Annotated in this window: 27 protein-coding genes; all 27 read right to left on the minus strand. The window is 59.6% G+C overall.

Annotated elements, in window-relative coordinates; genetic code table 11:
- Positions 1 to 22: 22 nt before the first annotated feature.
- Positions 23 to 598, minus strand: a complete 576-nt coding sequence (locus tag ACWNMW_RS02420) for an adenylate kinase (RefSeq protein ID WP_034501343.1) — start codon at positions 596 to 598, stop codon at positions 23 to 25.
- Positions 595 to 1,887, minus strand: a complete 1,293-nt coding sequence (gene secY / locus ACWNMW_RS02425) for a preprotein translocase subunit SecY (protein ID WP_034501342.1) — start codon at positions 1,885 to 1,887, stop codon at positions 595 to 597. Before secY ends, ACWNMW_RS02420 begins: the two co-directional genes overlap by 4 nt.
- 232 nt (positions 1,888 to 2,119) lie before the next feature.
- A complete protein-coding gene (gene rplO, locus ACWNMW_RS02430) occupies positions 2,120 to 2,599 on the minus strand; it encodes a 50S ribosomal protein L15 (protein ID WP_034501341.1) in 480 nt (159 codons plus the stop codon).
- Between the two features lie 2 nt (positions 2,600 to 2,601).
- The gene (gene rpmD / locus ACWNMW_RS02435) at positions 2,602 to 2,784 is read right to left on the minus strand and encodes a 50S ribosomal protein L30 (protein ID WP_034501339.1); all 183 of its coding nucleotides are present in this window, start codon (positions 2,782 to 2,784) and stop codon (positions 2,602 to 2,604) included.
- On the minus strand, positions 2,784 to 3,476 hold the full coding sequence (gene rpsE, locus ACWNMW_RS02440; RefSeq protein WP_034501435.1) for a 30S ribosomal protein S5: 693 nt from the start codon (positions 3,474 to 3,476) through the stop codon (positions 2,784 to 2,786). The genes rpmD and rpsE overlap by 1 nt, the downstream gene beginning before the upstream one ends.
- Positions 3,477 to 3,505: 29 nt before the next feature.
- Positions 3,506 to 3,877, minus strand: a complete 372-nt coding sequence (gene rplR, locus ACWNMW_RS02445) for a 50S ribosomal protein L18 (protein ID WP_034501337.1) — start codon at positions 3,875 to 3,877, stop codon at positions 3,506 to 3,508.
- Positions 3,877 to 4,413, minus strand: a complete 537-nt coding sequence (rplF, locus tag ACWNMW_RS02450) for a 50S ribosomal protein L6 (protein WP_449489913.1) — start codon at positions 4,411 to 4,413, stop codon at positions 3,877 to 3,879. Before rplF ends, rplR begins: the two co-directional genes overlap by 1 nt.
- Before the next feature lie 15 nt (positions 4,414 to 4,428).
- On the minus strand, positions 4,429 to 4,827 hold the full coding sequence (gene rpsH, locus ACWNMW_RS02455; protein ID WP_034501333.1) for a 30S ribosomal protein S8: 399 nt from the start codon (positions 4,825 to 4,827) through the stop codon (positions 4,429 to 4,431).
- Positions 4,828 to 4,889: 62 nt separating this feature from the next.
- Positions 4,890 to 5,075 (minus strand): type Z 30S ribosomal protein S14, encoded by a 186-nt coding sequence (locus ACWNMW_RS02460; protein WP_009408789.1) that lies wholly within the window; start codon positions 5,073 to 5,075, stop codon positions 4,890 to 4,892.
- A 2-nt stretch (positions 5,076 to 5,077) separates the two neighbouring features.
- On the minus strand, positions 5,078 to 5,623 hold the full coding sequence (gene rplE, locus ACWNMW_RS02465) for a 50S ribosomal protein L5 (RefSeq protein ID WP_034501332.1): 546 nt from the start codon (positions 5,621 to 5,623) through the stop codon (positions 5,078 to 5,080).
- Positions 5,624 to 5,625: 2 nt separating this feature from the next.
- Entirely contained in the window at positions 5,626 to 6,060 is a 435-nt protein-coding gene (gene rplX, locus ACWNMW_RS02470; protein ID WP_034501330.1) for a 50S ribosomal protein L24, read from the minus strand.
- Positions 6,060 to 6,428 carry a 50S ribosomal protein L14 gene (gene rplN, locus ACWNMW_RS02475; protein WP_034501327.1) on the minus strand — a complete coding sequence of 123 codons (369 nt, stop codon included), beginning with the start codon at positions 6,426 to 6,428 and terminating at the stop codon, positions 6,060 to 6,062. The genes rplX and rplN overlap by 1 nt, the downstream gene beginning before the upstream one ends.
- Before the next feature lie 95 nt (positions 6,429 to 6,523).
- Positions 6,524 to 6,790, minus strand: coding sequence for a 30S ribosomal protein S17 (gene rpsQ, locus ACWNMW_RS02480; RefSeq protein WP_034501324.1), 267 nt, complete (start codon positions 6,788 to 6,790; stop codon positions 6,524 to 6,526).
- Positions 6,791 to 6,795: 5 nt separating this feature from the next.
- Complete coding sequence (rpmC, locus tag ACWNMW_RS02485; RefSeq protein ID WP_034501321.1) at positions 6,796 to 7,029, minus strand: 50S ribosomal protein L29; 234 nt, start codon at positions 7,027 to 7,029, stop codon at positions 6,796 to 6,798.
- Complete coding sequence (gene rplP / locus ACWNMW_RS02490; protein WP_034501318.1) at positions 7,029 to 7,448, minus strand: 50S ribosomal protein L16; 420 nt, start codon at positions 7,446 to 7,448, stop codon at positions 7,029 to 7,031. Before rplP ends, rpmC begins: the two co-directional genes overlap by 1 nt.
- Before the next feature lie 5 nt (positions 7,449 to 7,453).
- The gene (rpsC, locus tag ACWNMW_RS02495) at positions 7,454 to 8,263 is read right to left on the minus strand and encodes a 30S ribosomal protein S3 (RefSeq protein ID WP_034501315.1); all 810 of its coding nucleotides are present in this window, start codon (positions 8,261 to 8,263) and stop codon (positions 7,454 to 7,456) included.
- On the minus strand, positions 8,264 to 8,635 hold the full coding sequence (rplV, locus tag ACWNMW_RS02500; protein WP_034501311.1) for a 50S ribosomal protein L22: 372 nt from the start codon (positions 8,633 to 8,635) through the stop codon (positions 8,264 to 8,266). It abuts the gene before it with no gap.
- Between the two features lie 35 nt (positions 8,636 to 8,670).
- A complete protein-coding gene (gene rpsS, locus ACWNMW_RS02505; protein WP_009408780.1) occupies positions 8,671 to 8,952 on the minus strand; it encodes a 30S ribosomal protein S19 in 282 nt (93 codons plus the stop codon).
- A gap of 13 nt (positions 8,953 to 8,965) precedes the next feature.
- A complete protein-coding gene (rplB, locus tag ACWNMW_RS02510; RefSeq protein ID WP_034501308.1) occupies positions 8,966 to 9,802 on the minus strand; it encodes a 50S ribosomal protein L2 in 837 nt (278 codons plus the stop codon).
- 24 nt (positions 9,803 to 9,826) lie between these two features.
- A complete protein-coding gene (rplW, locus tag ACWNMW_RS02515; RefSeq protein ID WP_034501306.1) occupies positions 9,827 to 10,132 on the minus strand; it encodes a 50S ribosomal protein L23 in 306 nt (101 codons plus the stop codon).
- The gene (gene rplD / locus ACWNMW_RS02520) at positions 10,129 to 10,773 is read right to left on the minus strand and encodes a 50S ribosomal protein L4 (protein WP_449489914.1); all 645 of its coding nucleotides are present in this window, start codon (positions 10,771 to 10,773) and stop codon (positions 10,129 to 10,131) included. Before rplD ends, rplW begins: the two co-directional genes overlap by 4 nt.
- Positions 10,774 to 10,775: 2 nt before the next feature.
- The gene (rplC, locus tag ACWNMW_RS02525; protein WP_034501305.1) at positions 10,776 to 11,441 is read right to left on the minus strand and encodes a 50S ribosomal protein L3; all 666 of its coding nucleotides are present in this window, start codon (positions 11,439 to 11,441) and stop codon (positions 10,776 to 10,778) included.
- Positions 11,442 to 11,452: 11 nt separating this feature from the next.
- Positions 11,453 to 11,761 (minus strand): 30S ribosomal protein S10, encoded by a 309-nt coding sequence (gene rpsJ, locus ACWNMW_RS02530; RefSeq protein WP_009408775.1) that lies wholly within the window; start codon positions 11,759 to 11,761, stop codon positions 11,453 to 11,455.
- Positions 11,762 to 12,337: 576 nt separating this feature from the next.
- The gene (gene tuf / locus ACWNMW_RS02535; protein ID WP_034501302.1) at positions 12,338 to 13,528 is read right to left on the minus strand and encodes an elongation factor Tu; all 1,191 of its coding nucleotides are present in this window, start codon (positions 13,526 to 13,528) and stop codon (positions 12,338 to 12,340) included.
- A 150-nt stretch (positions 13,529 to 13,678) separates the two neighbouring features.
- Positions 13,679 to 15,802: an elongation factor G gene (gene fusA / locus ACWNMW_RS02540; RefSeq protein WP_449489915.1), complete on the minus strand. Its 2,124-nt coding sequence runs from the start codon at positions 15,800 to 15,802 to the stop codon at positions 13,679 to 13,681.
- Positions 15,803 to 15,884: 82 nt separating this feature from the next.
- On the minus strand, positions 15,885 to 16,355 hold the full coding sequence (rpsG, locus tag ACWNMW_RS02545) for a 30S ribosomal protein S7 (RefSeq protein ID WP_034501300.1): 471 nt from the start codon (positions 16,353 to 16,355) through the stop codon (positions 15,885 to 15,887).
- Positions 16,355 to 16,729: a 30S ribosomal protein S12 gene (rpsL, locus tag ACWNMW_RS02550; protein ID WP_034501299.1), complete on the minus strand. Its 375-nt coding sequence runs from the start codon at positions 16,727 to 16,729 to the stop codon at positions 16,355 to 16,357. Before rpsL ends, rpsG begins: the two co-directional genes overlap by 1 nt.
- Between the last annotated feature and the right edge of the window lie 753 nt (positions 16,730 to 17,482).

Here is a 17,482-nt window from a genome sequence, read left to right on the forward strand (position 1 = left end):
CGAGCGCCATGTACGCAATGCTTTAGTTATTGAGACCGTCCAAGACTGCGAAGATGCGTTCGCTGACTTCGTCAATCGTTCCGCGACCATCGATTGCCTGAAGCAGATCCTGGTCTGCGTAGTAGGTGGCCATGGGCTCGGTCAGTTCATGGTAGATCTCGAGGCGGTGGCGGATCACGGGTTCGGTGTCATCCGCGCGGTTCTGCTCGGTCGCGCGCTTGAGCATGCGAGCAACAACCTCGTCTTCGTCGACCTGAATTTCGAGGACGACGTCGAGGCTGACTCCGAGCTCAGCGAGCATATCGCGTAGGACATGCGCTTGCTCGAGCGTGCGCGGGTAGCCGTCAAGAAGGAAACCATTTGCGGTGTCGGGTGCCGCGAGGCGAACCTTCACCATGGGGTTCGTGACAGAGTCGGGAACGAACTCTCCGCGTTCCATGTACTCCTTGGCACGCTTGCCCAGCTCGGTGCCCTCGGACATATTGGCGCGGAAAATCTCTCCGGTCGAGATCGCGGGAATACCCAAACGCTCGGCGATACGTGCTGCCTGTGTGCCCTTGCCCGCTCCGGGAGGGCCGAGGAGAACGATAGCGGTCATCGCAAGAATCCTTCGTAGTGGTGCTGTTGAAGCTGTGTATTAATTTCCTTCACCGTCTGCAGGCCGACACCGATGATAATCAGAAGGGTCGTGCCACCGAAGGGCATTTGTCCTTGAGAAATATGCAGCGGGATGATCGCCAACGACGGGATCAATGCGACAGTGACCAAGTAGAGAGCACCGGCGGTGGTGATTCGGTTGATCACGTAGCGCAGATATTCAGCCGTCGGACGGCCGGCACGATAGCCGGGAATAAAGCCGCCGTAGCGCTTCATGTTGTCCGCTACTTCATCGGGATCGAAAGTGATCGCGGTGTAGAAGAAGGTGAAGAAGAGCGTGAGCAGGGCGTAGGTGGTCAAGTAGGGCCACGCGTCCTGATGGAAGTTGGCACTGATCCATTGGACCCACTTGGAGTCCTGGCGGCCAAACTGAGCAAGCATCGGGGGGAATGCAAGAAGAGATGACGCGAAGATGACCGGGATAACGCCGGACATGTTGATCTTGAGCGGGATATAGGTGGTGGTTCCACCGTACTGGCGCCGGCCAATCATGCGCTTTGCGTACTGAACCGGAATTCGGCGCTGAGCCTGCTCGAGATAGACGACCACAATCGAGACGACAAGCATGAGGCCGAGGATCGCGAAGACCGCTCCCCACTTACCGCCCTGGCCAATGGTCAGAAGCTGTGCGGGCATACGCGCGGTGATTGAGGTGAAGATCAAGAGGGACATACCGTTACCGATGCCACGCTCGGTGATCAATTCACCCAGCCACATGATGACGCCGGTACCGGCCGTCATGACGATCATCATGAGGAGGAAAGTCCACACGGAGTTCGAGGGGATGACCTTCTCAGAGCATCCGGCGAAAAGGTTGCCGGAGCGGGCCAGTGAGATCATCGTCGTCGACTGGAGAATACCCAGGAAGATTGTCAGGTAACGCGTGTACTGCGTGAGCTTCGCCTGACCTGTCTGACCTTCCTTGTGGAGGTCATCGAAGCGCGGAATCACGACGCGAAGAAGCTGGATAATAATCGACGCGGTGATGTAGGGCATGATGCCCAACGCGAAGACAGACAACTGGAGGAGCGCCCCACCGGAGAATAGGTTGACGAGGTCCAGAAGCGAGGCGTCATTTTGCTGAGCTAGACACTTCGCAACTGCCTGCGAGTCAACGCCCGGAGTTGGGATAAAAGATCCAAGACGGAACATCGCCATAATGAACAGCGAGAAAAGAAGCTTCCGTCGAAGATCTGGGGTACGGAATGCCTGCGCGAACGCACTGAGCAAGGCTTCCTCCTAGTAAATGGAATAAATGCGATCCACAGATCGCAGGACTCCCAAAAGCCTACCTGAAATAACACTGATACTGTGAATTAAAAATAGCAAACTTGGGAAACTGTGAGATGGGTAAAGGCCCTCTCCCCTATGCACACAATGCTGCTTGCGGGGATTAGGCCCTGTTGATGAGAAAGCGGAACGGGGTGGCCCGGAAACCGAGCCACCCCGTGGCAATCACTGGTCAGCGGGTCTTGATGGATCCGCCAGCAGCAGTAATCTTTGCTTCTGCAGAAGCCGACCAAGAGTCGACCTCAACCTCGAGCTTAACAGTGAGCTCGCCGGTGCCCAGCACCTTAACTGCCCAACCGTCGCGCACCGCATTGCGTGCAACGAGATCCTCGACAGTCACCTTTCCACCTTCGGGGAAAAGCTCCTGCAGACGACCAACGTTGACGACCTGGTACTCAACGCGGAAGGGGTTCTTGAAACCACGCAGCTTGGGAAGGCGCATGTGGATGGGCATCTGTCCACCCTCGAAGCCTGCGGGAACCTGGTAGCGGGCCTTGGTGCCCTTGGTACCACGTCCAGCGGTCTTACCCTTTGAACCTTCACCGCGGCCAACGCGGGTCTTCGCGGTCTTTGCACCAGCGGCGGGACGCAGGTGGTGCAGTCGAACGACGCGCACCTGCTCTTCACCGGTGTTCTTCGTGGAGTCCGCCATGGTCAGTCGACCTCCTCAACAGTAACCAGGTGACGCACCGTGTGGATCGCACCGCGAACGGTTTCCGAATCCTCACGAACGACGCTCTGGCCGATCTTGCGCAGCCCGAGGGTGCGCAGTGTGTCCTTCATGTTCTGCTTGGCGCCGATGGAGGACTTGACCTGTGTGATCTTCAGATTTGCCATCACTCAGTCACCCCCGCTGCAGCCTTGTCAGCTTCGCTTGCCTCTGCGGCAGCGCGCTTCTCAGCTTCGCCTTCTGCGCGTGCACGGAGCATCGAGGCCGGAGCAACGCGCTCGAGCGGAAGACCGCGGCGAGCTGCGACTGCTTCGGGCTGTTCCAGAAGCTTCAGTGCGGCAACAGTTGCATGAACAATGTTGATTGCGTTGTCAGAACCGAGCGACTTCGTCAACACGTCGTGGACGCCTGCAGCCTCGAGGACTGCACGGACGGGGCCGCCGGCGATAACGCCGGTACCGGGGGCTGCCGGACGAAGCAGAACTTCGCCGGCCGCGTCGCGGCCCTGAACAACGTGAGTGATGGTACGGCGGATCATGGGGACGCGGAAGAAGTTCTTCTTCGCTTCCTCAACACCCTTGGAAATAGCCTGGGGAACTTCCTTGGCCTTTCCGTAGCCGATACCGACGGTGCCTTCACCGTCACCGACGACAACCAGAGCGGTGAAGGAGAAACGACGTCCACCCTTCACAACCTTGGACACGCGGTTGATGGTGACAACACGCTCGATGTACTGATCTTTGTTTTCGCCCCGACGAGCGTCGCGGTTCTCGCGACCGGAGCGACGGTCACGGCGTTCGCCGTCGCCTGAGCGCTCGGCGCCTTCCTGACCGTTCCTGCTTCGCTGCGATGCAGCCATCAGTTGATCTCCCTTTCCTCGAGCCTCAGTCACAGCTCAAGTCCGCCCTCACGGGCGGCTTCTGCGACTGCCGCAACGCGGCCGTGGTACTTATTGCCACCGCGGTCGAAGACCACAGCGGTGATGCCTGCGGCCTTTGCGCGCTCTGCAATGAGAGTGCCGACCTGGTAGGCCTTGTCCTTCTTCGTACCTTCAGCGGCAACGAGTGCAGCTTCCTTGGTCGAAGCGGAGACCAGAGTGTGACCGATGGTATCGTCCACAATCTGTGCGACCATATGGCGGTTCGAACGGGTGACAACCAAACGCGGACGCGCAGGGGTGCCCTGAACCTTCTTGCGCAGGCGCAGGTGACGACGCTTGCGAGCGACGAACTTGCCCTTGCCCTTGACTGTGTACGCCATCACTTACCAGCCTTTCCAACCTTGCGACGGATGGTCTCGCCCACGTAGTGGATACCCTTGCCCTTGTAGGGTTCAGGCTTCTTGAGCTTACGGATGCGAGCGGCGGTCTCTCCGACGAGCTGCTTGTCGATGCCTGCGACGGTGAACTTCGTCTGAGACTCAACGGTGAACTCGATGCCCTCGGGAGCGGTGACCAGGACCGTGTGCGAGAAACCGAGGGAGAACTCAAGGTCCTTGCCCTTGGCAACAACGCGGTAACCGGTACCGGCGATTTCGAGCTGCTTGGAGAAGCCCTTCGTCACACCTTCGATCATGTTAGCGATCAGGGTGCGAGTCAGGCCGTGAAGCGAACGCGCGACGCGGTCATCGCTGGGGCGGGTCACAACGACCTGGCTTCCTTCGATGGCGACGTTGATCGGTTCAGCCACAACGTGGCTCAGCGTTCCCTTGGGGCCCCTGACGGTAACGTCTGCACCATTGATGGTGACGTCAACGCCGGCGGGGATATCGATCGGATTCTTACCAATACGCGACATTACTCAGCCTCCTCATCACCAGATGTAGGCGAGGACTTCCCCACCCACACCCTTCTCGGCTGCCTGGCGGTCGGTGAGCAGGCCAGAAGACGTGGACAGAATTGCCACGCCGAGGCCGCCGCGGACCTTGGGCAGGTTGGTGGACTTGGCATAGACGCGCAGACCGGGCTTGGAAACGCGCTGCAGGCCCTCGATGGCGGACTCGCGGTGCGAGCCGTACTTGAGGGTGATGACGAGCGTCTTGCCGACCTTGGCATCCTCGACGTCGATGGAGGCGATGTAGCCTTCCTCGACGAGAATCTTCGCGATTGCGGCCTTGAGCTTCGAGTACGGCATTGAAACCGACTCGTGGCGCGCATGGTTCGCGTTACGCAGACGCGTCAGCATGTCTGCGATCGGATCAGTCATTGTCATTTGGGGATTCTCCCCTTCCTCGTCGCGGTTTCTCCGGTAACCCGGGACCTACGACGTCAGTTTTACCAGCTGCTCTTGGTGACACCCGGAAGATCGCCACGAAGGGCGAGCTCACGCAGGCACACACGGCACAGTCCGAACTTGCGGTACACCGAGCGGGGACGACCGCAGCGGTTGCACCGGGTGTAGCCACGCACGCCGAACTTGGGCTTACGCGCAGCCTTGATCTTCAGTGACGTCTTAGCCATGGTCAGTCCTCCTTAAACGGGAAGCCGAGGTGACGCAGGAGGGCGCGGCCCTCTTCGTCGGTGGAGGCCGAGGTGACGACCGTGATATCCATGCCGCGAACGCGGTCGATGGAATCCTGATCGATCTCGTGGAACATGGACTGCTCCGTCAGGCCAAAGGTGTAGTTGCCGTGTCCGTCGAACTGCTTCGAGGACAGACCGCGGAAGTCACGAATACGCGGAAGCGCAGTCGAGAGCAGACGGTCAAGGAACTCCCACATGCGATCGCCACGCAGCGTCACGAAGGCGCCAATAACCTGGCCCTCACGCAGCTTGAACTGTGCGATCGACTTCTTTGCCTTACTCGTCTGAGGCTTCTGGCCGGTGATGGCAGTGAGGTCGCGGATCGCGCCCTCAAGTGCCTTCGAATCACGAGCCGCCTCGCCGACGCCCATGTTGACAACGATCTTGACAAGACCGCCAACCTGCATGGGGTTTTCGTGCTTGAACTCTTCGCGCAGAGCGTCACGAATTTCGGAGTTGTACTTTTCCTTCAAACGCGGGGCCATTGTCAGATCTCCTTGCCCTGCTCGATACCGCGGCGAGCACCGCCACGGGTGACGCGGACGCGAACGGTGCGCGTACGGCCGTCACGCTCAACGGTGTCCTCGCGGAAGCCAACGCGAACGCGCTGCTTCGTCTCGGGATCCACCAGAGCAACCTTCGACAGCGAGATCGGAGCCTCGACGGTAATGATGCCGCCGGCCTGGCCCTGAGTCTGTCCCTGACGAACATGGCGGGTCTTCAGGTTAATGCCCTCAACGAGGACCTTCTCCTCAGCGGGGAAAACGCGGATAACGCGACCCTGCTTGCCCTTGTCGCCGGGCTTGAGGGGCGCGAGGCCCTGCTCTGCACGGCGAGCATTGCGCTTTGCGAGTTCCTTTTCATCCGAGGTACGTCCACGAACGACCTCGACCAAGTCACCCTTACGAATCTTCGCTGCCATCAGATCACCTCCGGTGCGAGAGAAACGATTCGCATGAACTTCTTTTCACGCAGCTCGCGGCCCACGGGGCCGAAGATACGCGTACCGCGGGGTTCACCGTCATTCTTGAGAATGACTGCCGCGTTTTCATCGAAACGGATGTAGGAACCGTCGGGACGACGGGTCTCCTTGCGCGTACGCACGATGACCGCCTTGACGACGTCCCCCTTCTTAACATTGCCGCCAGGGATAGCATCCTTGACGGTGGCGACGATCACGTCGCCGATTCCGGCATAACGCCGACCAGATCCGCCGAGAACACGGATGGTGAGGATTTCCTTAGCACCTGTGTTGTCGGCGACCTTCAGTCGCGACTCCTGCTGGATCATTTTCTACTGACTCCTGTCGTCGAGCCGGTTCTCTGCCCCGGAGTTTCCTCCGGGGCCGAGCCTTGCCGAACGGATTTCGGTCTGTTAGGCGAAGGTCACTTCGCCTTTTCGAGAATCTCGACCACGCGCCACCGCTTGGTGGCGGAGAGCGGACGAGTCTCCATAATCAGGACGAGGTCGCCAACGGAGCACTCGTTGTGCTCGTCGTGAACCTTGACCTTCTTGCTCTTGCGCATAACCTTGCCGTAGAGGGCGTGCTTGACACGGTCCTCAATCTCAACGACAACGGTCTTGTCCATCTTGTCACTGGTGACGTAGCCACGACGGACCTTGCGCTCGTTGCGCACAGTGCTTTCTGCCATGTTTGTCACTCCTCAGTGCCAGGTGCGGTGCGGTAGCCAAGCTCCCGTTCACGCGCGATGGTGTAAATGCGGGCGATATTACGACGAACAGTCTTCATGCGACCGTTGTCTTCAAGGGAGCCAACTGCCTGCGCGAAGCGGAGGTTGAAGAGCTCAGCCTTTGCCTTCTCGAGTTCGGTGGACAGTTGTGCATCGTCCATGGCGTCGAGATCGGCGGTGGTCAGACCCTTTTCGGCCATCAGTTGTCACCACCCTCGCGGACCACGAAACGGGTCTTCATCGGAAGCTTGTGCTGGGCGCGACGCATTGCCTCACGGGCAAGAGCCTCGGGCACGCCGGCCAGCTCGAACATGATGCGTCCCGGCTTAACGGGAGCGACCCACCACTCAACGGCACCCTTACCGGAACCCATACGAGTTTCGGCGGGCTTCTTGGTCAGCGGGCGGTCGGGGAAGATGTTGATCCACACCTTGCCACCACGCTTAACGTGACGGGTCATTGCGATACGAGCAGCTTCGATCTGACGGTTGGTCACGTAGGCACCCTCAAGTGCCTGAATGCCGTAATCGCCGAATGCGAGCTCCGTGCCGCCGGTCGCAAAACCGGTGCGGTGCGGGCGGTGCTGCTTACGCCACTTAGTACGACGGGGAATGAGCATTGGGCTCAGGCCTCCGTTCCGGTCTCGGTAGCGGCAGGGGCCTCAGTTGAAGCTTCCTGCTGCTGAGTGTTCTCCTGCTGCTGCTGGCCACGCTGGCCGCGACGCGGGTTGCGGCGCTCGCCACCACGGCGTCCGCCGCGGTTGGCCTGCTCAGCCTGCTGGCGGGCAAACTCACGCTCGGTGATATCGCCCTTGTAGATCCACACCTTGACGCCAATACGACCAAAGGTGGTACGCGCCTCGTGGAATCCAAAGTCGATGTTCGCGCGCAGGGTCTGCAACGGGACACGGCCTTCGCGGTAGAACTCGCTACGGCTCATTTCAGCGCCACCCAGACGGCCGGAGACCTGGACACGGATGCCCTTGGCTCCCGCACGCTGTGCGGACTGAATACCCTTACGCATCGCACGACGGAAAGACACACGGGCAGCGAGCTGCTCGGCGATTCCCTGTGCGACCAGCTGTGCAACCAAGTCGGGGTTCTTGACCTCGAGGATGTTCAGCTGAACCTGCTTGCCGGTGAGCTTCTCCAGGTTCTGGCGAAGACGATCTGCTTCTGCTCCGCGGCGACCAATAACGATACCGGGGCGAGCGGTGTGCAGATCGACGCGAACGCGGTCACGCGTACGCTCAATATCGACCTTTGCAATACCTGCACGCTCAAGATTCTCAGTCAGGTTCTTACGAATTGCGACGTCTTCTGCGACGTAGTCGGCGTAACGCTGACCTGCAGTCGTCGAATCGGAGAACCAACGAGACCGGTGATCAGTAGTGATTCCCAGGCGGAACCCGGTGGGGTTAACCTTCTGGCCCATTTACCGGTCTCCCTTCTTCTGATCTTCCTTAGTGCCGACCACAACGGTGATGTGGCTCGTGCGCTTAAGAATGCGTCCTGCACGGCCCTGAGCGCGGGGGCGGAAGCGCTTCATGGTGGGACCTTCATCAACAAAGGCTTCGAGGATCAAAAGATCCGCCTCGTTGAAGGTCTCCTTAGCGGCTTCTGCCTTCACCTTCGCGTTAGCGACGGCACTCAAGAGAACCTTGCGGACATCGGTGGCGACGGCCTGCGGGGCAAACCGCAGAATGTCGGCTGCCTCCAAAGCAGCCTTGCCGCGAACCTCGTTCACGACACGGCGTGCCTTCTGGGGCGTGACGCGGACAAAACGCGCCTGCGCCTTGGCTTCCATGAAATCCTGCCTTTTCTTCCGTACGCAAGGCCGGCTCAGCGCCGACGTCCCTTGCGATCGTCCTTGTCGTGGCTACGGAAAGTACGCGTGGGAGCGAACTCTCCGAGCTTGTGGCCCACCATCGACTCAGTGACGAAAACGGGCACGTGCTTGCGACCGTCGTGCACGGCGATGGTCAGTCCCAGGAAATCCGGGGTGATGACCGAACGACGCGACCAGGTCTTGATAACGTTCTTCGAGCCGGATTCGACCGCCGCGTCAACCTTCTTCATAAGGTGATCGTCGACGAAGGGGCCCTTCTTCAAACTACGAGGCATTCCCAGCTCCTACTCAGCGATTCTTGCCGGTCTTGCGACGACGCACGATCATGCGGTCGCTGGCCTTGTTCGGACGACGGGTGCGGCCCTCGGGCTTGCCCCAAGGCGACACAGGGTGACGACCACCAGAGGTACGGCCTTCACCACCACCGTGCGGGTGGTCAACCGGGTTCATAACAACACCACGGACATGCGGGCGCTTGCCCTTCCAGCGCATACGGCCGGCCTTGCCCCAGTTGATGTTGGACTGCTCGGCGTTGCCGACCTCACCAATGGTTGCGCGGCAGGTGATTTCGACGTTGCGAATTTCACCGGAGGGCATACGCAGCTGAGCGAAGCGGCCTTCCTTTGCGACGAGCTGAACCGAGGTACCAGCACTACGAGCAATCTTTGCGCCACCGCCGGGGTAGAGCTCCACAGCGTGGATCACAGTACCGAGGGGGATGTTGCGCAGGGGCAGGTTGTTGCCGGGCTTGATATCGGCCGCGGGGCCAGCCTCGACAATGTCGCCCTGGTTGAGCTTGGCGGGTGCCAGGATGTAGCGCTTCTCGCCATCTGCATAGTGCAGGAGAGCGATACGAGCGGTGCGGTTGGGGTCGTACTCGATGTGAGCAACCCGTGCGGGCACGCCGTCCTTGTCGTGACGACGGAAGTCGATCACGCGGTAGGCGCGCTTGTGGCCGCCGCCGCGGTGGCGGGCAGTCACACGGCCGTTGTTGTTACGGCCGCCAGTCTTGTGCAGCGGACGCACCAGCGACTTTTCGGGCTCGGAACGAGTGATCTCGACGAAGTCAGAGACGCTCGAACCACGACGACCCGGGGTCGTGGGCTTGTACTTGCGAATTCCCATGATTTTCCTCTAGTTCTCCGACGCTCAGGCCTGCTCGCCGAAGATGTCGATGGTGCCTTCACGCAGGGTCACGATCGCGCGCTTGACATCCTTGCGCGTGCCGATTCCGTTGCGAGTGCGGTAAACCTTGCCCTTGCGGTTCTGCGTCGCCACAGAAGCAACCTTCACGCCGAAGATTGCTTCGATCGCCATCTTGATCTCGGTCTTGTTCGAGCGAGGATCAACTTCGAAGGTGTACTTGCCCTCATCCATCAGGATGGAGGACTTTTCGGTAACAACCGGACGCAGGATGATGTCGCGGGGGTTCTTAGCGGATTCGATCGAGCTCACTTCGTTTCCTCCTTGGTGCCAAGGAATGCCTCGAGGGCGCCCTGGGTGAAGATGACATCTTCGTGATCGAGGACGTCGTAGGTGTTGAGCTGATCGGCCCACAGCACGTGAACTTCGCGTGCGTTACGCAGCGAAAGAGCGGTGAGCTCGTCGCCGCGCTCGAGCACGACGAGTGCCGGACGATCGGCAACAAGAGCGCGAACCGCAGCCAGTGCCTGCTTGGTCGAGGGCTTCTCACCTTCGAACAGAGCGGTCACGACGTGGATGCGACCATTGCGTGCGCGGTCTGACAGAGCCGAGCGAAGAGCGCCCACCTTCATCTTCTTGGGGGTGCGCTGCGAGTAATCGCGGGGCTGCGGACCGTGGACGATGCCACCGCCGGTGAAGTGAGGTGCACGGATCGAGCCCTGACGAGCGTTACCGGTGCCCTTCTGGCGGAACGGCTTCTTGCCACCACCGGAAACCATGCCGCGCGTCTTGGTTGCGTGCGTGCCCTGACGGCCTGCAGCAAGCTGAGCGACGACGACCTGGTGCATCAGCGGAATATTGGTCTCAACGTCAAAGACCTCTGCGGGAAGATCGACCGTACCGGCCTTCTTGCCCTTCAGGTCCAGAACATCGATGGTACGGATTTCAGACATGATCACGCACCCTTCACAGCGGAGCGAACCAGCACGATGCCGTTCTTAGGTCCGGGGATAGCACCCGAGATCAGGAGCAGACCCTTTTCCACGTCGACGGCCTGCACGTGCAGGTTCTGGACGGTACGACGGACACCACCCATGTGGCCAGCCATACGCTGACCCTTGAAGATGCGACCGGGGGTTGCGCAAGCACCGATCGAACCGGGCTTACGGTGGTTACGGTGAGAACCGTGAGATGCGGACACGCCAGCAAAACCGTGACGCTTCATAACACCGGCAAATCCCTTGCCCTTGGTGTTACCGGAAACATCGACAAGCTGTCCTGCTTCAAAGATGGAAGCGTCCAGTTCCTGACCGAGCTCGAAGTTATCAGCCTCGGAGGTACGAACCTCGGCGAGATGACGGCGGGGAGCAACCCCAGCCTTTGCGAAGTGAGCAGCCAGGGGCTTGGTCACCTTGCGAGCATCGATTTCGCCAAAGCCAAGCTGGATTGCGGTGTATCCGTCGGTTTCCTCAGTGCGGAGCTGAGTAACGACGTTGGTGCCGACCTGCACGACAGTCAGGGGCACGAGGCGGCCGTCGGCGTCCCAAACCTGGGTCATACCGAGCTTGCGGCCGAGCAGCGCCTGAACAGGCGCAGCAGCGTGCTGCTTATTCTTTGTCATTGCAGATTACCTCAGAGCTTGATCTCGATGTTGACATCCGCGGGCAGATCGAGACGCATGAGCGAATCGACGGCCTTAGGCGTCGGGTCGATGATGTCGATGAGCCGCTTATGCGTACGCATTTCAAACTGTTCGCGGCTGTCCTTGTACTTATGGGGCGACCGAATCACGACAAACACGTTCTTTTCGGTCGGCAGCGGCACCGGGCCCACGACAGTGGCACCTGCTCGCTGCACGGTGTCCACGATCTTGCGCGCGGAGCTGTCGATGACCTCGTGGTCATACGACTTGAGCCGGATGCGGATCTTTTGTCCCGCCATGCCGTCTTACCTCTTCTCGTACAGATTCGGCGCCGGTACCCGTACTCGGGCGTGTCACTCTTCGCGAGAGCGCCCGATGCGGACCGGCGTCTTGTCCAAAGATCTTGGGCATTTTGCCCGGTTAAACAGTGATTGCACTGCCTAACCGCCCTACCTCTAGTAGGGCAACCCTCCTATTTTCGCAGAAAGACGCAGGTCTCCTCAAGCTTGAAGCCAAGGAAACCTGTGTGAATCCACTGACATAGAAGGTATGCGCACACATTGCTCCAGTGGAGGTACTGTGCGCACCGAGTTCCTACACTACACCGCACTCGGGCGTGTCGCAAAGTCAGATCGGTCACTTCCCCAGCTGAATCGGGTAATTTTTTCCATCACCGAGGCCTCATAGCAGTCGCAGATCACCCAATTCGGTGCACTTCCCCCCAAAGAGCTGGCACCCACTCCCCCACGCTTAGGGAAGCATCACGTACCGAAACTTGCCATGGCCTCGGCAATTGCAACAAAAAGAAGCAGGCCCGCTCAACTGAGCGGACCTGCTCTACTGAAGAATCAGCGATCGCTATGCGATCAACAAAGTCACTTCAGGATCTTGGTCACACGACCGGAACCAACGGTGCGGCCACCTTCGCGGATTGCGAAGCCGAGGCCGGGCTCCATGGCGATGGGCTGGATCAGCTGAACGGTGATCTCAGTGGTGTCGCCAGGCATGACCATGTCGGTGCCCTCGGGGAGGGTGATGACGCCGGTCACGTCGGTGGTACGGAAGTAGAACTGAGGACGGTAGTTGGAGAAGAACGGGTTGTGACGTCCGCCTTCTTCCTTCTTCAGGATGTAGACCTGGCCCTCGAAGTCGGTGTGAGGCGTGATGGAGCCGGGGACGGCCACAACCTGGCCACGCTCGACCTCGTCGCGCTTGGTGCCACGGAGAAGCAGACCACAGTTCTCGCCTGCCCATGCTTCGTCCATCGACTTGTGGAACATTTCGATGCCGGTGACGGTGGTCTTCTGAGGCTCGCGGATACCGAGGATCTCAACTTCGGAGTTGATCGGCAGCTTGCCACGCTCGACACGACCGGTGACGACGGTGCCACGACCGGTGATCGTGAAGACGTCTTCGATCGGCATGAGGAAGGGCTTGTCCATGTCGCGCTCGGGGGTGGGAACGTAGTCGTCCACAGCATCCATGAGCTCTTCGACCTTGGCGGTCCACTCGGGGTCACCCTCGAGGGCCTTGAGTGCGGAAACCTGGATGACGGGAGCGTTCTCGCCGTCGAAGCCCTGCGAGGACAGGAGGTCGCGGACCTCTTCCTCAACGAGCTCCAGCATTTCTTCGTCATCAACCATGTCGGCCTTGTTCAGGGCGACGAGGATGGTGGGCACGCCGACCTGACGGGCGAGCAGAACGTGCTCGCGGGTCTGGGCCATCGGGCCGTCGGTGGCGGCGACAACGAGGATGGCGCCATCCATCTGTGCCGCACCGGTGATCATGTTCTTCACGTAGTCAGCGTGGCCGGGGGCGTCAACGTGTGCGTAGTGACGCTTCTCGGTCTGGTACTCAACGTGAGAGACGTTAATGGTAATACCGCGATCGCGCTCTTCAGGAGCGTTGTCGACCTGATCGAAGGGGGTGAACTCGTTCAGATCCGGGTACTTGTCGTGCAGAACCTTGGTGATTGCTGCAGTCAGCGTGGTCTTGCCGTGGTCAACGTGACCGATGGTACCGATGTTGACGTGCGGCTTGGTGCGCTCGAACTTGGCCTTCGCCACTTGTGTCCTCCTGGACTCGGGTAGAAATTCTCAGCCTATGGCTAGGTGTCAGCATAACACCCAATGGGGCATGAGACCTACAGGTTTATTGATTCTTGTCAGGTTGGTCACAACTAAGAGGTTTCTTAGCCGTGACCAACCCTGTGGGACTCACTCGCCCCGAGACTTTCCGATGATCTCATCCGCGACGTTACGCGGGACCTCGGCGTAGCTATCGAACTGCATGGAGTACACCGCGCGGCCCTGCGTCTTGGAACGCAGATCGCCGATGTAACCAAACATTTCGGACAGCGGAACCTGTGCGCGGACCACGCGCACACCGTGCTGCTCGTCCATGGACTGGACTGCACCACGACGAGAGTTGAGGTCGCCGATGACGTCGCCCATGTACTCTTCGGGCGTACGGACCTCGACGGCCATGATCGGCTCGAGCAGAACCGGAGAAGCCTTCTTTGCGGCTTCGCGGAATGCCATCGAACCGGCGATCTTGAAGGCCATTTCCGAAGAGTCAACTTCGTGGTATGCACCATCAAGCAGGGTTGCCTTGACGTCGACCATCGGGTAACCGGCAAGAACACCATTCTGCATGGCGTCCTGGATACCAGCGTCGACCGAGGGGATGTATTCGCGAGGAACGCGTCCACCGGTGACCTTGTCCTCGAAGATGTACTCTTCTTCGGAACCAGCCGGGATGGGCTCGAGTGCAATGATGACGCGCGCGAACTGACCGGAACCACCGGTCTGCTTCTTGTGCGTGTACTCGAACTTTTCGACGTTCTTACGGATGGTCTCGCGATAAGCAACCATGGGCTTACCAACGTTTGCCTCGACCTTGAATTCGCGACGCATACGGTCGACGATGATGTCGAGGTGAAGCTCGCCCATACCGCCGATAACGGTCTGGCCGGTTTCGGCATCGAGCTCAACCGTGAAGGTCGGGTCCTCTTCAGCCAGCTTCTGGATGGCAACGCCCATCTTTTCCTGGTCGGCCTTCGACTTGGGCTCAACGGCCACGTGGATCACGGGCTTCGGGAAGGTCATGGACTCGAGGACGACCGGCTTGTCGATCGCGCAGAGCGTATCGCCAGTGGTGGTGTCCTTCAGGCCGATAACCGCGTAGATGTGGCCTGCATGTGCCTCTTCGACCGGGTTTTCCTTGTTGGAGTGCATCTGGAAGATCTTGCCGATGCGCTCCTTCTTGCCCTTGGTCGAGTTAAGAACCTGCGAGCCTGCCTCCAGCTTGCCCGAGTAAACACGGACGAAGGTCAGCTTGCCGTAGAAGGGGTGAGCTGCGATCTTAAATGCGAGCGCTGCGAAGGGTTCCTTCTCCGAGGCCTCGCGGACCTCGTTGCGCTCTTCGTCGTCATGACCGGGCTTGAAGCCGCGAACCGCGGGGATATCCAGCGGCGAGGGCAGGTAGTCGATGACCGCGTCGAGCACGGGCTGAACGCCCATGTTACGAAGTGCGGTACCGCAGAAGACGGGGAATGCGCGACCGGAGATGGTCAGTGCACGCACGCCTTCCTTGATCTGCTCAATGGTCAGCTCGCCGTTTTCGAGGTAGGCCTCGGTCAGCTCATCGGAGCCTTCCGCTGCTGCCTCGATAAGGGCCTCGCGGTACTCTTCCGCCTTCTCCTGGAGTTCTGCGGGGATCTCGCCGCGGACGACAAGCGCACCAAGGGTGGGCTGGCCGTTCTCGTCTTTGGCGGGGTAACGCACAGATTCCATGGTCAGCAGATCGATGGTTCCCTCGAAGTCATTCTCCGCGCCGATGGGCAGGTGCATGACGATCGGGGTTGCGTGAAGGCGATCGCGAATGGTCTGGACCGAGAAGTAGAAGTCCGCACCCATCTTGTCCATCTTGTTGATGAAGCAGATACGGGGGACGTCATACTTGTCAGCCTGACGCCACACGGTCTCAGACTGGGGCTCGACACCTTCCTTACCGTCGAACACAGCGACTGCACCGTCGAGGACGCGCAGCGAGCGCTCAACCTCAACCGTGAAGTCAACGTGACCGGGGGTGTCGATGATGTTGATTTGGTTTCCGTTCCAGAAGGAGGTCACGGCTGCGGAGGTGATGGTAATACCACGCTCCTTTTCCTGCTCCATCCAGTCGGTGGTGGAGGCGCCATCGTGCGTCTCACCAATCTTGTAGTTAATGCCCGTGTAGAACAGGATTCGTTCGGTCACGGTGGTCTTGCCGGCATCGATGTGAGCCATGATGCCGATGTTGCGAACCTTCTTGAGGTCAGTAAGCACCTCGTGTGCCACTACATCAGTCCTTCGTTTGAAGTGAGGGTGTTAAAACATCCTGCCCGCTCCGGATGGGGTCATCGCGAAGCGGGAGGGGTGATCACCAGCGGTAGTGAGCGAACGCGCGGTTCGACTCAGCCATCTTGTGCATGTCCTCACGACGCTTGACAGCGGCGCCAAGACCATTGGAGGCGTCGAGAATCTCGTTGGCGAGACGCTCGGTCATGGTCTTCTCACGACGCTGGCGTGAGAAGTCCACCAGCCAACGCAGTGCGAGGGTGGTCGCACGTGCGGGGCGAACCTCAACCGGAACCTGGTAGGTCGCGCCACCAACACGGCGGGAACGAACCTCGAGGGCCGGGCGAATGTTGTCCAGTGCGCGCTTAAGCACGGAAACAGGTTCCTGCTCGGTGCGCTCACGAACGATTTCAAGTGCGCCGTAAACGATGCGCTCTGCGACGGTCTTCTTACCGTCGAGCAGCACGCGGTTCACGAGCTGGGTCACAATCTTGGAGCCGTATACCGGGTCATCGACCAGCGGGCGCTTGGGAGCGGGGCCTTTACGAGGCATTACTTCTTCTCCTTCTTTGCGCCGTAACGGGAACGGGCCTGCTGGCGGCCACGGACACCCTGGGTGTCGAGGGCGCCACGGACGATGCGGTAACGCACGCCGGGGAGGTCCTTCACACGACCGCCACGAACGAGGACGATCGAGTGTTCCTGCAGGTTGTGGCCTTCACCGGGAATGTACGCGGTGACTTCGATGCCCGACGAAAGGCGCACACGAGCGACCTTACGCAGAGCCGAGTTCGGCTTCTTAGGGGTGGTGGTGTACACACGGGTGCACACGCCGCGACGCTGGGGCGAGCCTTTGAGCGCGGGGGTCTTCACCTTTGCGCGCTTGGTGCTGCGGCCCTTGCGGACGAGCTGCTGAATGGTAGGCACTGGTTCTCCAGTTCAATTCCGTCTACGGTTTAAGGATTTCCTTAAACCCATGTCTCAGTCTTCCATGACTGTCCTTATCCCCCAGCGCGCACAGCGATCCGCCAGGGGCCGGCGTGCCATGATAACGGGCCTAAGCCGCGTCAGAGAATGACACCCGGAGCTCCGACGGACGGAGCCCGCGCGTTCCACATTTGGCTCATAGTCGCCGCGATAAGATCACGGAGAAGAACCGCTCGGGAACTGTCCACACATAACGTGGACATAGGAAACCCGTACAGTCACGGGTACCGCGTTCAAGAATAGTCAGCTATTCCCACTCCCGTCAAAGCCAGATTGTTCACATTATTTGTGGGACTGCCCACTTCTGACTTAGCTCACCCATTCCTGGTTCCGCTCCCCCATTCCTGGTTTAGCTCGCTCACCTGCGGCCTCAGAACAGCGATAGGCCCGGAACGAGTGAGCTAAACCAGGAGTGCACCGCACTAGAGCAGAACCTCATTCCGGTGAAAGCTCCCTATCGCACTGCTCACTATTCCTCTTTCCACAGGAATACCCATTTCCACAGGAATACCAGCGCATCGGCGTTTTCCACAGCAACACGATTCTCGCTTTTAAAGTCCATAGGTTTAGAGACACTGACGAGATGAGTACCGTCACCATAGAGAACATTCAAACTCGGCATAATACATTTCGTCATTTACGCGAAGATTCGGAAGTCTGCCGAATTCGCCGCGGGTATTATGCGCGTTTTCA

The sequence above is a fragment of the Actinomyces sp. Marseille-QA0893 genome (genome assembly GCF_976954355.1).

Excerpts from the sequence above, each read along its gene's own strand:
- rplN (WP_034501327.1), bottom strand. The coding sequence starts at position 6,428 with ATGATCCAGCAGGAGTCGCGACTGAAGGTCGCCGACAACACAGGTGCT.
- rplX (WP_034501330.1), bottom strand. The coding sequence starts at position 6,060 with ATGGCAGCGAAGATTCGTAAGGGTGACTTGGTCGAGGTCGTTCGTGGA.
- rpmD (WP_034501339.1), bottom strand. The coding sequence starts at position 2,784 with ATGGCAAATCTGAAGATCACACAGGTCAAGTCCTCCATCGGCGCCAAG.
- rplP (WP_034501318.1), bottom strand. The coding sequence starts at position 7,448 with ATGCTCATTCCCCGTCGTACTAAGTGGCGTAAGCAGCACCGCCCGCAC.
- rplB (WP_034501308.1), bottom strand. The coding sequence starts at position 9,802 with ATGGGAATTCGCAAGTACAAGCCCACGACCCCGGGTCGTCGTGGTTCG.
- rplF (WP_449489913.1), bottom strand. The coding sequence starts at position 4,413 with ATGTCGCGTATTGGTAAGAATCCGATCGATATCCCCGCCGGCGTTGAC.
- rpsS (WP_009408780.1), bottom strand. The coding sequence starts at position 8,952 with ATGCCTCGTAGTTTGAAGAAGGGCCCCTTCGTCGACGATCACCTTATG.
- rpmC (WP_034501321.1), bottom strand. The coding sequence starts at position 7,029 with ATGGCCGAAAAGGGTCTGACCACCGCCGATCTCGACGCCATGGACGAT.
- rplE (WP_034501332.1), bottom strand. The coding sequence starts at position 5,623 with ATGGCCCCGCGTTTGAAGGAAAAGTACAACTCCGAAATTCGTGACGCT.
- rpsC (WP_034501315.1), bottom strand. The coding sequence starts at position 8,263 with ATGGGCCAGAAGGTTAACCCCACCGGGTTCCGCCTGGGAATCACTACT.
- rplD (WP_449489914.1), bottom strand. The coding sequence starts at position 10,773 with ATGTCTGAAATCCGTACCATCGATGTTCTGGACCTGAAGGGCAAGAAG.
- rpsE (WP_034501435.1), bottom strand. The coding sequence starts at position 3,476 with ATGGCTGCATCGCAGCGAAGCAGGAACGGTCAGGAAGGCGCCGAGCGC.
- rplR (WP_034501337.1), bottom strand. The coding sequence starts at position 3,877 with ATGGCGTACACAGTCAAGGGCAAGGGCAAGTTCGTCGCTCGCAAGCGT.
- rpsJ (WP_009408775.1), bottom strand. The coding sequence starts at position 11,761 with ATGGCGGGACAAAAGATCCGCATCCGGCTCAAGTCGTATGACCACGAG.
- rplC (WP_034501305.1), bottom strand. The coding sequence starts at position 11,441 with ATGACAAAGAATAAGCAGCACGCTGCTGCGCCTGTTCAGGCGCTGCTC.
- rpsH (WP_034501333.1), bottom strand. The coding sequence starts at position 4,827 with ATGACAATGACTGATCCGATCGCAGACATGCTGACGCGTCTGCGTAAC.
- rpsG (WP_034501300.1), bottom strand. The coding sequence starts at position 16,355 with ATGCCTCGTAAAGGCCCCGCTCCCAAGCGCCCGCTGGTCGATGACCCG.
- rpsQ (WP_034501324.1), bottom strand. The coding sequence starts at position 6,790 with ATGGCAGAAAGCACTGTGCGCAACGAGCGCAAGGTCCGTCGTGGCTAC.
- ACWNMW_RS02460 (WP_009408789.1), bottom strand. The coding sequence starts at position 5,075 with ATGGCTAAGACGTCACTGAAGATCAAGGCTGCGCGTAAGCCCAAGTTC.
- rplV (WP_034501311.1), bottom strand. The coding sequence starts at position 8,635 with ATGGAAGCCAAGGCGCAGGCGCGTTTTGTCCGCGTCACGCCCCAGAAG.
- rplO (WP_034501341.1), bottom strand. The coding sequence starts at position 2,599 with ATGGCGGACTCCACGAAGAACACCGGTGAAGAGCAGGTGCGCGTCGTT.
- ACWNMW_RS02420 (WP_034501343.1), bottom strand. The coding sequence starts at position 598 with ATGACCGCTATCGTTCTCCTCGGCCCTCCCGGAGCGGGCAAGGGCACA.